Below are 666 nucleotides of genomic sequence, written 5' to 3'. Positions count from 1 at the left end.
CGCTGCCTGGAGCGCGCCGCCACCGAGGGTCGCCGCTACGACGTGCTGCTGGTCGACGCCGACCTCGGCCGGGCCCTGCCCGGCGGCCGGGCGGCCGTACCGGTGCAGGCGGGCGACGCGGACGGTCTGGTGGACGGGATCTCACTGGTCGCCGGGGTGCGCTCGGCGCAGGCCGGGGTGCGCACGGTGGTCCTCGCCGAGAAGGACGACCCGCACCGGGCCGCGCTCGCGCTCCAGGCGGGNNGGCCGCGCTGCTCACCGGCGTGCTCAAGGAGCTGACGGCGGCGCGCAAGCACCGCAGCGAGAGCGAGCGGCTGGTGCAGTCGCTGACCCCGCGCGAGCGGGAAGTGCTGCGCTGCATGGTCGCCGGGCTCGGCCGCAAGGCGGTCGCGGAGCGGCTGTTCCTCTCCCCGCACACCGTCCGCACCCATATGCAGAACGTGCTGGGCAAGCTGGGCGTGCACTCCACGCTGGCCGCCGTGGCGCTGGCCCGGCGGGCCGGGGTGGGGCCGGTCGACCTAACCGGGGACGTTGTCGAACGGGGCGGTCAACTGGCGTAGCAGCCCGGCGAGTTCGCCGCGCTGGGCGCGGGACAGCTCGCCGAGGATGGCCCGCTCCTGGGCCAGCAGGCCCGCCAGTGCCTCGTCGGCGCGGTCCCGGCCGGTG

General features: G+C 76.8%; 3 pseudogenes. 2 read left to right on the top strand and 1 reads right to left on the bottom strand.

The features are described from left to right. Positions 1-239, top strand: a pseudogene (locus CCN33_RS33915) (DNA-binding response regulator); the annotation flags it as partial. Between the two features lie 9 nt (positions 240-248). After that, positions 249-560, top strand: a pseudogene (locus CCN33_RS33910) (response regulator transcription factor); the annotation flags it as partial. On the opposite strand, the pseudogene CCN33_RS30315 reads toward CCN33_RS33910, so the two are convergent. Then, positions 519-666, bottom strand: a pseudogene (locus CCN33_RS30315) (MarR family transcriptional regulator); the annotation flags it as partial. The pseudogenes CCN33_RS33910 and CCN33_RS30315 sit on opposite strands and share 42 nt — an antisense overlap.

It is taken from the genome of Streptomyces recifensis, assembly GCF_002154615.1.
In the GTDB taxonomy this organism is placed as follows: Bacteria; Actinomycetota; Actinomycetes; order Streptomycetales; family Streptomycetaceae; genus Streptomyces; species Streptomyces griseoluteus.
This window is presented reverse-complemented; position numbering and strand designations above follow the sequence as displayed.